We start from the raw sequence: 11,878 nt of genomic DNA, 5'->3' as shown, positions 1-11,878 counted from the left end.
CCTTCGCCTGCCTAGGATTCCTCCGAAATTCGCTCACTGATCTCCTGAATGGACGGATAGTCGTCCCGATCAACGTCATAACGGTCCATCAGTCGTTCCAGCGCGCCAGGTGCGACTTCCAACGGCCTGTCGAGCAGACGACGATAAAGCGAATCGATAAGTCGAGCTCGGTGGTCGGAACGCGCGATTTGGCGTGCCTGGGCTTTGGCTTTTTCCCATTCTAGTTTCTGCGGCTCTTTCTTGCCGTCCAGACGCACGATGTGCCAGCCGAATTCAGAACGCACGGGTTCGGAGATTTGTCCCGGCTGAAGAATAGCCAGGGTTTCGGCCACGTTGTCGTCAAGGGCGGCGGGATCGACGTTTTCGTACTGTCCGCCATTGCTTTCGGCCTCGGGATCATCCGAGTACTCCTCGACCAAGGAGTCGAGAGTCGCGCCGTCCTTCAAGCGATCATAAACCTCTAGGATTCGTTGCATGGCTCTCGTCTCGCCACGTTCGCGACCCGATTCAACCAGAATATGGGTGAAATCCACCGTTTCGGGCGTGCGAAACCTATTTGGCTCAGTCAGGAAGAGCTCTCGGGCCTGCTGCGTGTAATCGTCCAGCATTCGCTCGGACAGATAGTGCGCACGAAACTCTTCGGCAAGGAATACCACCACAGATTGGTACAAGCGGGCCTGGCGGTCAGTATCCTCGAAAAATTCGGTGTCCTGGCGAGCCTCTTCGGCGAGCATCCGCGCGAGCATCAGGTTAGTCAGAATCTTCCCGACGCGATCCGGGCTGATGAGCAGCCCGTGATGATCTTCTTCCGGTATGCGGCTGAGGTACGCGTCGAAATCGGCTTGGGTAACTTCCGCGCCACCTTGGCGCGCAAATAACTCCGACTCGTGACTCGCATTTAACTCACGGGTTATACGCTCGGCATTTTGCGCAACAGCAGTTGCCGTCAACAGCATCACGCACATGACTACGATGCTGCGTTCGCAGATCGAACGCAGCATGGTGGCTCGAATCATACAGTCTTCTCCAATTAATCAGGGTTACGGGGTCATTCTGTGACCGCAACCGTTGCCCTCAGTGCATTTAACAATAGGTTCGAGCGCAGACGGCGGAGTGCCCACAGGCGACGACGAATAAATGACATTCAGATAATAGTCAGTATTCGGTTGTAGACCGCACACAGATTGATGGTCAACCCAATCTGTCCCGCCCCAGAGAAGGTTAAAGCGACCGGTTCTCTGCACATAGCAGCCCGGCCCCATTTCTTCGTCCACGGCTGGCTTGTCGAAATCAGCCGGACAGGTGGAGATCGTATAGATCAAATCATTCATGTCAAGGCCGCCCGTTTGTGGCGAATTGAAGCTGATCTGATCTTGTACGTCCGTGGTTATACTTCCGGAATTGAATGCGATGGCGACGTACTCCCGAGCACCGTTACCGGGACCCAGGTTCAACACACGCTGATTGGACGTTCCAGGCCAGTCAGCCGGCCAAATACCATCGAAGAATCGACAGTCCTTTGTGGTATCCAAACTGTGGTAGTCGCTGAAGATACAGGAGCGGCTCCCATAGGTTCTTTGCTTCCAGGTACTGGGAAGCTGCTCACGATTCGTACAATGGGAGGTCTCCTCGCTCGCGCCTTCGACATTGATTGTCGCGGTAAGGGTGTCACTTTGCACACTTCCGTTGTGGCAGAGCAGTGCGGGCTCGTAGGTGCCAATCGGCACACCGTCAGTATCGATTCTCACACCACCCGAAATCGGTGGCTTGCCGATCCCCGTCCATCCGGGAAAGTCGAATCCTTCGCATTCCCAGGCGCCGCGTGATGTCCATTCGAGTAGCACAGTTTGCCCCTGGCTGACCGTCGTTTCCTGTGAACCGTCGACCGTGAAGGTCTGCGCGGACACGGCCACGTCATCGCAGAGCGCACCAGCAGAACACACCAAGCTGGTATCAACCGGCGTCGTGATGATGTTGCCGCTGCTGTCAATGGCAACATTGCCAGCCAGTGGAATAATCGTATCCTCGGGCTCGGTCTTGAGAATTAGGTCGGATCCGGACTGAGCGAATGCTCCGGCCATTGTTGCCAGAATAACGGCAGCAAATGTACAACGAACTGCTAGTGGATTTTTCATGGTAATCAATATGCTCCGACGCGCTGGTCTGTAGGCCCTATGGTGCACGGCATTGTAGACAAGTCAAGCTTTTTCAAAGTTCAACGGGCTGCAAAAGTTTTACCTTTCAATCTTTTGACCCAATCTGTGGAGTCGATCACATCCTCCACAAAGAGAAAGGGCCACCCGGTGGGTGGCCCCTAATATCTCCCAGCGTATTGCTGGTCGCTGTCACACTCGCCTATTAATCGGCAGTGGCGGAAGTGACGGTGCGAGTACCGCGATGGTTGAACGAACCACCGTAGTTGGCCAGGCTGCCACCCACATCACCATTGGTGTAGGTGTTCGCCCAGAAGCCAACGACCGGCAGGCCGAGATAGGCATCGCCATCGTCGGAAGCCTGGCTTTCGCGCTCTCCACCACCAGCGGCGGCCGGGATGCTGCTGAGATCAAACCGTACCCAACCAGCTTCGTAGCCGGGCAGGTTGAAGTTCGTGTAACCCAGCAGGGCGTCGCTGCGCAGCGGCTCCTTCAGGATCTCGGTTTCATCCGGCGTGCCACCTTCAACCGTGAAGCGAACCACGTTGGCCTCGCGGCACAGACGGAAGACGTCCGGGCTTTCCGGCGGCGGCGGCGGCGAAACGATAACATCGCCGACCGGATCGGTTGGCTCGGTTTCTTCGCGGTCCCACACCCGGAAGCTCAGGGCTTCACAGGAATGATTCAGGCTGCCGTCGCCATTAATCGACCAGGTCGCCGTGAACGGCTCGAGCGGATCGTCCACCGCACGGTAACCACCGGCTGCGTCAGTATGGAAACGCTTGGTCGGGAACGTCAGCACCCACTCCGAACGACCGTTCAGGGTCGAGTCGATGGAGTACTCGTTCATCAGCATGTCGTAGGTCAGGTTGGCATTCAGCGCTTCCACGCCAGCTTCACCGCCGAGCCAGGTATCACTCTCGACCATACCGTTAACGAAGACGTTGCTCTCGCTGTTGTCGCCGGACGCCAGGTCAGGTTCGAGGCTGCCGGGATCGGTGTGGAACAGGGTACCGGAAGCCCAGAATGCATCAATGGCGGTGGCGTTGTAGTTCACCATGGTGCCTTCACCAACATTGATGATGCTGCCGGAACCGTAGATGCCGCCGCTGGCGCCGCGCTCGGTGTCGAAACCGATCGTCGGATCGGTGGTATCCCAGGCACCAGTGCCGTCACGCCACATGTCGACGAGCATGCCGCAGTCGTTCGGCACACCGCTAACGTGCTTGGCAGCCCACGGAACCGTGTCCGGGGTGGTGGTGGTGTCTTCCAGCGTACCCATCTCGATCACTTCGATGTAACCGGAAGCGGAACGCTCGATGGCGGTCGGGCCGGCGTCGAAGTTGCTGCCGGTGAACTCGAAGTCCAGGAATTCCTGCTCGCCGACGCCATCGTCGCTATTGCCGACGAAATAGGGCACCGTGCAGGTGGTATCCGTGGTGACCATCTTGCCACCACCGGCTTCGGTTTCAGTCACACCGGCGGTCCACACATCGAAGGGCGACATGTAGATATTGAAGTCAAGAACTTCACGCGAGTTGAGGGCTTCGATGAAGCGGATTTTGACCGCCTTGCCTCGATCGGTCGTGTTGACGATCGAAATCAGCGTATCGTTGCCGCCGCGAGCGGTGTAGTACGGGTACAGCAAGACCTGACCCAGGCCATCGGGGTTGACGTTGACCGCATTGGCCACGCTCGCCATCCCCGCTACGCCTGTCAGACCCGCCAGAACCGCGGTCGTCAAGGTATTTCTTTTCATTACAACACTCCTAAGTTGTTGGACACAGGGCTCTGTGTAAACACAAGCGGGACGTTCGGGAGAGACCCGGCATCCCAGCGAGTGCAATTCTATGCTATCGCATCCGCACTTGTAAAGCAATCAGTCGGTCGTGTACCACCACTGCCCATCGAGTCGAATCCAGCGCTCTTTGAGAATGCGGGTCATTTTCATTCCGGACACTTCCGACGGCCCCCCCACCGGCTGGTAGGTCACCTCGGCTTCGACGATACAAATGTCCTCTTCTTCACAGGATGCGACGAGCACCCGCGCGTCACGCCAGCGCACCGGCCGATTTTGCATATCCTCGGCGAAGTCATCTTGTTCCCCGGTCTCGCGGAAACCTGGAGAGTAGTACTCCCAGGCCGATTCGAAGTCCCGCTCGACCATCAGATCCCAGCGTGCCTGGGCGCGTTCCTCAACCGATTGAGGCTCTTCGGCAGGCTGGCAGCCGGCTAACAGTGAAATCACGAGAGCGGCGACGATGAACAGCAGAGGCCATGTCTTGTTTTGCATGATCCGGATATTCTCCAATACGTTGATTTGTAACATTATTCATCCAGCGGCTTCATGCCGCGGAACTGCTTCTGGATCTCCCGCGAGACTTCTTCCAGCCGGTCCGTGGTCTCGAGCACGGTCGGGGTGATCAGCACCAGCGTTTCCGAGCGGCTACTCTCGCTTTGACGCGAGCCGAACAGGCGGCCGAGGCCGGGAATGCGGCTCAGGTATGGAATACCGTTACGGCCGCTGCCCTGGGTTTCCTGAATCAAACCACCGAGGATCACGGTCTGGCCGGACTGCACGGCCACGTCGGTGGAGACCTTGCGGGTGTCGACGGCCGGGTTACGGTTTTCGCCGAGATCGCTGGGGCTGGAGACCTCCTGGTCGACTTCGAGATAGACCAGGCCACCGGGATTGACGCGCGGGGTGACGGTGAGGATCACGCCAGTGGTCAGGTACTGCGTGGTGCCGAAAACCCGGTCGGAGTTGCCACTGATCGAGGTCGACTGGATCGGCACCTGGCGGCCGACATTGATATTGGCTTCGGAATTGTTACGCACCAGCAGCGACGGAGTCGACAGGGTGCGCACATCGGACACGTCCTCAAGCAAGTTCAAGGTAGCGGTGACAAAAGTGCGATCGACGGCGCGGCGCGTGATGGTGCCCAGCGCGCCGCTGCTGCCTATGCGCAGGGCATCCTCGGCCCGGGAAGACGAGAAACCACTTCCCTCCGGAAAGCCGGGGAAATCCTCGGAACCCGGCTGGGCATTGGACAGGAACCAGTTGACCCCGTAGCGCAGGCTGTCGTTGAGAGTCACCTCGATGATCTGCGCCTCGATCATGACCTGCAGCGGTTCCTCGTCGAGGCGTTCGATGGCCGCCAGGATGCCGTCGTACTGACTCGGCGAGGCCTGGATGAGCAGGGAGTTGGTCTCCAGCACGGCGGTGATGCGCACGTCACCGTCCTGGCCGAGCTGCATGCCACCCTCGGTGCTTCGGGGGCTGTCGGATTCGCGATTGTCGCTGCGTTGTTCCTGCCGGGACTGCTGGAAGTCACTCACACTCGAGGCCGAGGCACGCTCCAACCCGGGTGCCAGGCTGCCGCGCGACTCGCGCGGACGGCTGCTGCGCCCGCCGCCGGTGCCGAACAGATCGCCCAGGTAGCCGGCCAGCACATCGGCCTCCAGGTTCTTGACCCGGTAGACGTAGAGCCGGGAGCCGGCTTCCGGACTGGAGCGGTCGAGCCGGCGAATCCAGGTTTCGGCCTCTTCCAGGTAATGATCGCTCTGGGTGATGACCATGATGGCGTTCAGGCGCTGCAGGGGCATGAAACGGAACATGCCGGCCAGCGGTGTCTCGCCTTCCTGGCCGAATACAGCTTCGAGCTCGGGCAGCAGTTCGTCGACCTCGATGCGGCTGAGGTTGAAGATGCCCACCGAAACGCCGGCCAGCCAGTCGACATCGAAGGTTTCGACAATCTGCAGGTAGTTGCTCAGCTCATAGGAGGTACCGGCCAGAAACAGCAGGTTGCGGGCGTTATCAGCGTTGAAGATCGCGCCCTCGTGCACCCAGGGCTCGAGCAGCTCGGCCATTTTGCCGGCCGAGACGTATTCCAGCGGCACCGCCAGCACCTCGTAGCCGCGGGCGTTGCCGGCCGAATCGAAGCGCGGCACCAGATTGCCGCGCACGGCGTCTGACACCGGCACGACGTGGTAGCGGCCTTCGCGCCAGATCAGGGTGGCGCCGTTCCAGCCCAACAGCATCTCGAGCACCGACATGATCTGGTCGCGCTTGATCGGCTTGGCAGTGGAAAATGTGACCTCGCCGCTGACCCCGGGTGCGATGACGTAGTTCTCCTCGAACATGTGACCGAGAATGGCGTGAACCACTTCCTGAATGCCCTGCCCTTCGAAGTTGAGAGTGATCTCGCCGTCTTCGGCCGGTGGCTCCGCCCGGGGCTCGACGGCGCCTTCGTCGACGAACACACCGGTGCCCGGGAAGAACTCGGTCTCGTCGAAGGTGCCCTCCTTGTCGGATGCCTCGTCATCGCGGTTCAGGTCGATTTCGCCGTTGCCCGGGCGGGCGGCATCGCGGGAAACGGCCGAGCGTCCGGCCTCGATTTCGGTATCGGACTGACTGTCGCGCTGCCCGCCATCCGATGCGCAGGCTGCCATCAGCAGGGCCGCCACCAGCGAAAGCGCCAGGTGTGCTCGCGGGCGGAAAGATCCAGTTACGGTTTGCTCAGCCATCATTATCCCGTTGTTGTTCGTTTTGCTGTGCGCGACGCTCGGCTTCGGCCCTTAGCTGGGCCCGCCGTTCGGCGACGCGACGACGGATTTCCTCGGCCCGCGCGCGCGCTTCTTCGCTGATCTGATCGCTCGGTTGCTCGGGTTCGGCCTGCGCCTCTTCCCCGGCGGCGCCTTCGGTCTGAGTCGTTTCGCGCCGGCGTGAGACGTTCGACCCGGTCAGGCCGGCGGTGTTCACCTTGAGTTCCAGCAGTGTCTGGCGGCCGTCTACAGAGACAAACCCAACCTGGCGGGGTTCAATCGTGTCGATCTTCCAGGCAGCCTGCTCCCCTTCCAGGCTCATGCCTTCGCGCATGACCAGGGTCTTGCCGGCCTGTTCGTCGGACACCATGGCCAGCTTCATTTCGGGCGTGATGATGATGCCGGCCACGACCGCCTCGAGGTCGGTGATCTCCTCCGCGGGCTCGTCTACCTCCGGCGACTCTTCGGTTGCATCCACGTCGGCCACCTCGACCACCGGCAATTGGCGGTCGGAAAAGAACACCGGCCGCTCGAGAATGGCCGAATAGTTCTCGAATTCCTGCAACCCGGTATCGGGCACATCGACCTCGACCGGCGCCGGCTGGGTACTGCCCAGCGGCGCGATCGCGTCCACGTCGGGCCGCCCCATGAACACGGCCACAACGAGCCCGGTCAGTACGGCCAGGCCGATGCCGGCCGCCAGCAGCGTGGTCAGGAGGTTGCGATGCAGATCGAACACGGCTCAGTCCTCATCCTCGGGTTCGATCGGCTCGGAGCGGAAACCGTACATGTCGAAGCGTACGTCGAGCCGACCGTAACCGCGGCTGCCACGGGTGCCGGCCCGGTCTGCCGGGATGCGCTGGTTGATGATCAGGTTGTCGACGAAGATCAGCGGCACGCCGCGCTCCAGCTCGTAGAGAATACGCGTCAGGTCCGGCAGTGGGCAGCTCATGCGCGCATTGACCGTCACCTGTTCGAATTGTTCGGGCTCCTGATCGGCGCGGTTGGTGGTCGACACGATATTGCACAGATCGGGATCGTCAGCCTCGCTGTCGATCAGGTCGCGCAGTCGGCGCGTCAAGCCGGCTGCGGCCACGCTGAAACTGCCCTCGGACAGAAACAGCGCGCTGTCGAGCCGGTCTTCCTGCAGTTCGCGCAGCTGTTCCTCCAGCTGCGGTTGCCGGGCGACCGCTGCCTTGAAGCGGGCGGCGCGCTCTTCAAGCGAGGCGATTTCCTCGGACAGGCCAACATGGCGCATGACGAACCAGTGGAAACCCACCAGATAGACGAGCACCGCCGCGATCAGCAGCAGGCCGATCGCCAGCGGGCGATTATTCTCCAGATCCGGCAGCAGTTGCACGTCCGCCTCCCGTCGTCACGATCCGGGCCCGCGCATTGAAACGCTCGCGACCGCTGTTCGGATCGGTGCTGACCGACCCCCTGAACTCCGCATCCTCCAGCATTTCGGTGTCGTTGACCAGCCTGATCAGGCGTTGCGAGTTGTCGGCCAGGCCCTGCAAGAGCAGTTCGTCGCCCTGGATCCGCAGCTGCATCAGCCAGATGTCATCGGGCAGCGCACGCGTCACCTCATCGAGCACCCGGACGCTGACCGGCTGGTTGCGTCGCCGCTCGGCCAGGAAATTGGCCGCGGCCAGGGCATCCTCGAGTTCGCGTTGAAGCCCCATGACCTGATCGGCCTGGCTGCGGAGGGCATCGACCTCTCGCTCGAGACGGTCGACCGTTTGCTGGCGCAGGAACAGCGACTCGGCCATGACCACGGCAACCAGAAGTGCCAGTGCTCCGGCAAGCAGCCAGTTGATGCGCGCGCGCCGGAAAACATGGCGCGGACGTTCGCGCTCCGGCAGCAGGTTGAAGCCCTCGCAGGCCGGCTCGTCACCGCCGGAGGCCAGGCAATCGATGGCGTGTGGGCGAATGCCGATGGCGCGCAGGCGCTCGAGTAGTTCGTCGACATGCGTACGCAGGACCAGCCTCAGGTCGAGCTTGAGCCGGTTATGCTCGGCATCCCGCTCGACCACCCGGTAATCGAAGTAGACCTGGTCGGCGCTGAATGGTGTGACCTGGTCGAGCTGATAGGCCAGCGACTCCGACAGATTCGATTCCACCGCCAGCGGCAGCTCGACCGGGCAGCGCAACACATCATCGGCCGGCAGGGCGAGGCGAACTTCGGGTGGTCCCTCGTCGAAATCGTGGACCAGACCGTGCCAGCGATCGCGCAACAGGGCGGCGTCTTCGCTGGGCCCGAAGCCATCGCGGCGCTCGGGCGACTCGCCGCCAGCCCAGATCACCAGGCCGTTTCCGTCGGCCTCGGGCAGTACCCACAACTCGGGTCTTGGCGGAATCATGCGGCGCCGGAAGTCGGCCGGCAACAGGCTCGACAGCTCGCTCCGCCACCATTTCAGGAATCCCGGCAGGGGCCCGGCGCGGTAGCGGGCAGCAAGGCTACCCCAGTATTCGTTGATGGCACTCTGACTCATCGATCCTCGACATTGTCACGCCAGCGCAGTACCCGAAACGGGCGACCGCGATGATTGCCGCCCAGTTCGAGCGTGGCTTGCACTTCACTCCAGGTACCGCCGTCCAGCGTCGCCCGCGAGCGAATGCTAAAGGTCCGCCCCCGCCCTTGCAAGCTGACCACCGTGCCGTCAGGCAGGAACAGGGCCTGCTGATCGGCCGGGTGGAACTGCTGGCGCTCCTCGACGAAAAGCTCGGCGTCTTCCTGGGTCATGTCGGGGAGCGCGGCCAGCACTTCGGCCGGTGCGAAAGCCGGATTGACCCGGCTGGAGTTGGAATTGACCGTCAGCAGTGTCTCAAGTTCACGAAACAGGTCCCAGCTCATGCCGATCACCTGCTGCAGCTCGTCGACCGAACCGAACGGTTCGTCGGCGGGTCCGTAAGGATAACCCGCCGCGTCGTACTCGGGCAGTTCAGCGCCGTAGAGGCCAGGCACGTCGTCCGGGTCGCGCCAATCGATAATCGCATCGGCCATGTGCCAGGCCTCGGTTTCCTCCATGCCGCGTGAGATGAACAGTTCCGAAAGCAGGTCGGCGTCGGCACGATTGATGTCGATCTTGCCCGACTCGTCGATGATCCGGATCTCGACTTCGGCATCCCCGAAGTTGATGGTATAGGGACGGCCGTCGGGTACCCAGCGCGTTTCGATGTCGGCATTGCGCATCTCGTAGGCGGCGCGGTGGATGCCGGCCTCGGCCGCATAGCGGGCAATCGTGGTGTCGAACAGGAAGCGCGCCTGCAAGCTTTCGGTACGCGCCAGCACCGAATAGATGCCGACCACGATGGTCAGCAACACCAGAATCCAGAGTACGACAATCAGGGCGATGCCGCGCTGTGCCCCTGCCCGAATCATTGCCGTTGCCCCCCGTCGCGCCTTGCGCCACGCGGTACCAGCATGTCGCTGGCCCGCCGGATCTCGCGCCTGCGCTGCGTATCACCGGCCTCGACCATCACCGGCGCAATCAGGTCAGGCCAGACCAGGCCACGCGGGCTGTCCATGTCGAGCAACACGCCCACCGCCAGCGGCAAGCGGTCGGTTTTTTCCCAGAAATCGGTCCAGAAAGTCTCGCTGCCATCCTCTTCGACACCGAGATAGATGAACTCGCCTTGCTCGAGGCCTTCCATCAGCACGATGCCGTCAGTGACATGGTCGATATCGCCGGACTCGTAGCCATTGAGCATGGCGTAGTAGTAAACCAGTTCCAGGCCCTCATCGCCGGGTTCGAGCCTGAACTGCTGCACATAGGCCCCGCCATAACTCAGGTAACCCGGCATGGGGGCGACGAAACGCACCTGTTCGGCCTCGCCATGAAATCGCACGGGTTCACCATCTTGCAACTCCTCGATGATGAGCGAGCGGCCCTGCATCAGCTGGCGGCGCATGAACTGCTGGACGACACGCAAGCGATTGGTTTCTTCGATCAACGCCTCGCCCGAGTTCGAGGCGCGAACGCTGGCGCGGAACCCGCCGTAGGCCATCGCCATGATGATCGCCACCAGTGCGATGGCCAGCATCACCTCGATCAGCGTGAAGCCGCCCTGGCGCCGCGCGCGGCGCCAGGGCGTCCCGGACGGCGAAGCCGAGCCGGGACCTCCAGCAGTCTGCCGCCAAGGCTGAGTCGAAGCGAACCCTGTCATGGCTGCGGCCCACCACCCATTTGCTGCTGCCGCTCCTCCCAATAAATATCGACCGAGCGCAGTGTTTCGAATTCAGCCTGGCGACGCCCGTCCTCGCCCCATTCAACCAACAGGTGAACGTGATAGAGCGCGATCGGCAGTTCGTCCTGCAGGTCCAGCGCACGATCGTCGACCACTTCGGTTTCCGAGATTTCCATGGTCCAGGAGAAACGATCATCGAACTCGCCGTGAGTCACGCCGGGCTCGATCATGGATTCCAGGCCGAGCACATCAAGCTTGGACTGCGCCCATAGCGCGGCCTGGGTGTATTCGCTGGATATTCGGGTGTTGCCCACCGAAGTCGAAAGAATCTGCAACACCACGCCGAACAACAGGGAAAAGACCATGAAGGCCGCCATCACCTCGATCAGCGTGAAGCCGCCTTCGCGCAAGGGCGAAGGCATCCCGGACCCCGATCCGGGACGCCCCGGAAGCCGGCTGCGAGTTCCGAAGCAATGTGACCTGCGGGTACTCATCAATACTCCTGGTCGATGCTGATCTCGCCGGTCAGCCAGGATACGTTGATGACCCACTGGCGCTCCTGCGCCAGCAGCGTGACGCTGCCGCCGGTGGAGGCCCCGTCGGGGTAGAAGCGGATACCGCCGGCCTCTTCGCCAGTCATTTCACTGCGCGCGGTATCGAGTATGATTTCTAGCCCTGCGGGCAGCTCGACCGACTCGCGACCGGCCGCTTGCCAGGTGCGCTTGTCGGCATCAACCTGAAAGACCTGTTGCTGACGTTGGATAATGGCCTGGCCGCGGGTGTGGCGAATGCCGGCGGTGATCTCGCGCGCGGCGTTGCGAATCTCGGCGCCTTCGACCGAGCGCGAGATCGAAACACCGACCACCGCGAACAGCAGCGAGACGAGCAGCATCACGACCATCAGCTCGATCAGGCTGAAGCCGCCTTCGCGCATGCGCGAAGGCATCCCGGACGAGCGAAGCGAAGATCCGGGACCCCCATCAGCCTGG

The 11,878-nt window shown here is 61.7% G+C and carries 12 protein-coding genes; all 12 read right to left on the bottom strand.

Annotated features, from left to right (window positions below; genetic code table 11):
• Positions 1–11 precede the first annotated feature (11 nt).
• Positions 12–1,016 (bottom strand): peptidylprolyl isomerase, encoded by a 1,005-nt coding sequence (locus G4Y73_RS10530; protein ID WP_164231597.1) that lies wholly within the window; start codon positions 1,014–1,016, stop codon positions 12–14.
• Positions 1,017–1,040: 24 nt separating this feature from the next.
• On the bottom strand, positions 1,041–2,135 hold the full coding sequence (locus G4Y73_RS10525) for a hypothetical protein (RefSeq protein ID WP_164231596.1): 1,095 nt from the start codon (positions 2,133–2,135) through the stop codon (positions 1,041–1,043).
• Positions 2,136–2,358: 223 nt separating this feature from the next.
• Entirely contained in the window at positions 2,359–3,912 is a 1,554-nt protein-coding gene (locus G4Y73_RS10520; protein WP_164231595.1) for a hypothetical protein, read from the bottom strand.
• Between the two features lie 120 nt (positions 3,913–4,032).
• Positions 4,033–4,482 (bottom strand): nuclear transport factor 2 family protein, encoded by a 450-nt coding sequence (locus tag G4Y73_RS10515; RefSeq protein ID WP_164231594.1) that lies wholly within the window; start codon positions 4,480–4,482, stop codon positions 4,033–4,035.
• Positions 4,482–6,680: a type II secretion system secretin GspD gene (gene gspD, locus G4Y73_RS10510; protein WP_164231593.1), complete on the bottom strand. Its 2,199-nt coding sequence runs from the start codon at positions 6,678–6,680 to the stop codon at positions 4,482–4,484. Before gspD ends, G4Y73_RS10515 begins: the two co-directional genes overlap by 1 nt.
• A complete protein-coding gene (locus G4Y73_RS10505; RefSeq protein ID WP_164231592.1) occupies positions 6,673–7,437 on the bottom strand; it encodes a hypothetical protein in 765 nt (254 codons plus the stop codon). The genes gspD and G4Y73_RS10505 overlap by 8 nt, the downstream gene beginning before the upstream one ends.
• 3 nt (positions 7,438–7,440) lie before the next feature.
• Positions 7,441–8,058, bottom strand: coding sequence for a type II secretion system protein GspM (gene gspM, locus G4Y73_RS10500; RefSeq protein ID WP_164231591.1), 618 nt, complete (start codon positions 8,056–8,058; stop codon positions 7,441–7,443).
• Entirely contained in the window at positions 8,030–9,193 is a 1,164-nt protein-coding gene (locus G4Y73_RS10495) for a PilN domain-containing protein (RefSeq protein ID WP_164231590.1), read from the bottom strand. The genes gspM and G4Y73_RS10495 overlap by 29 nt, the downstream gene beginning before the upstream one ends.
• Positions 9,190–10,083: a type II secretion system protein GspK gene (locus G4Y73_RS10490; protein WP_164231589.1), complete on the bottom strand. Its 894-nt coding sequence runs from the start codon at positions 10,081–10,083 to the stop codon at positions 9,190–9,192. Before G4Y73_RS10490 ends, G4Y73_RS10495 begins: the two co-directional genes overlap by 4 nt.
• Entirely contained in the window at positions 10,080–10,868 is a 789-nt protein-coding gene (locus G4Y73_RS10485) for a prepilin-type N-terminal cleavage/methylation domain-containing protein (protein ID WP_164231588.1), read from the bottom strand. Before G4Y73_RS10485 ends, G4Y73_RS10490 begins: the two co-directional genes overlap by 4 nt.
• The gene (locus G4Y73_RS10480; protein ID WP_164231587.1) at positions 10,865–11,311 is read right to left on the bottom strand and encodes a type II secretion system protein; all 447 of its coding nucleotides are present in this window, start codon (positions 11,309–11,311) and stop codon (positions 10,865–10,867) included. The genes G4Y73_RS10485 and G4Y73_RS10480 overlap by 4 nt, the downstream gene beginning before the upstream one ends.
• 71 nt (positions 11,312–11,382) lie before the next feature.
• Complete coding sequence (locus G4Y73_RS10475) at positions 11,383–11,823, bottom strand: GspH/FimT family pseudopilin (RefSeq protein ID WP_164231586.1); 441 nt, start codon at positions 11,821–11,823, stop codon at positions 11,383–11,385.
• Positions 11,824–11,878 lie beyond the last annotated feature (55 nt).

The sequence above is a fragment of the Wenzhouxiangella sp. XN201 genome (assembly GCF_011008905.1).
Lineage (GTDB): Bacteria > Pseudomonadota > Gammaproteobacteria > Xanthomonadales > Wenzhouxiangellaceae > Wenzhouxiangella.
This window is presented reverse-complemented; position numbering and strand designations above follow the sequence as displayed.